This is a genomic window from Colwellia aquaemaris (assembly GCF_057548755.1).
On the sequence record NZ_BAAJLV010000024.1, the window covers coordinates 1 to 985 of the forward strand.

Below are 985 nucleotides of genomic sequence, written 5' to 3' on the forward strand. Positions count from 1 at the left end.
CGCGACCTTTTTTAGTGTTTATCTAAATCAACTAGTCCAAAAGGAATTAGTCCATGATTTTAGATACAACACCAGCACCTACTGTACGACCACCTTCACGGATAGCGAAGCGTAAACCTTCGTCCATCGCTACTGGGTTGATTAGCTCTACAACAAACTTTAAGTTGTCGCCTGGCATTACCATTTCTACACCTTCAGGAAGCTCTACAGCACCTGTGATGTCCGTTGTACGGAAGTAGAACTGTGGACGGTAACCTTTGAAGAATGGTGTATGACGACCACCTTCATCTTTAGATAGTACGTATACTTCTGATTCGAACTTAGTATGTGGAGTAATTGAACCAGGTTGTGCCAATACTTGACCACGTTCTACGTCTTCACGCTTAAGACCACGTAAAAGAATACCACAGTTCTCACCAGCACGACCTTCGTCTAGAAGCTTACGGAACATTTCTACACCAGTACACGTTGATTTTTGTGTATCACGGATACCTACAACTTCTACTTCGTCACCTACTGTGATGATACCGCGCTCAACACGACCTGTTACAACTGTACCACGACCTGAGATTGAGAATACGTCTTCGATAGGCATGATGAATGCACCGTCGATTGCACGCTCTGGCTCTGGAATGTAAGTATCAAGTGCGTCAGCAAGTTCGATTACTTTCTCTTCCCATTTAGCTTCACCTTGAAGTGCGCCTAATGCTGAACCTTGAATTACTGGTAAGTCATCACCTGGGAATTCGTATTCGCTAAGAAGTTCACGAACTTCCATTTCTACTAGCTCTAGTAACTCTTCGTCATCTACCATGTCACACTTGTTCATGAATACGATGATGAAAGGTACACCTACTTGACGAGAAAGTAAGATGTGCTCACGTGTTTGTGGCATTGGACCGTCAGTAGCAGCAACTACTAAGATAGCGCCGTCCATTTGTGCAGCACCTGTGATCATGTTTTTGATGTAATCGGCGTGACCAGG

General features: G+C 44.2%; 1 protein-coding gene. It reads right to left on the reverse strand.

Annotated elements, in window-relative coordinates:
- Positions 1-46 precede the first annotated feature (46 nt).
- Positions 47-985 (reverse strand): elongation factor Tu (gene tuf / locus AC27HL_RS19515; protein ID WP_487082723.1); only part of this gene is annotated, 939 nt, incomplete at its 5' end.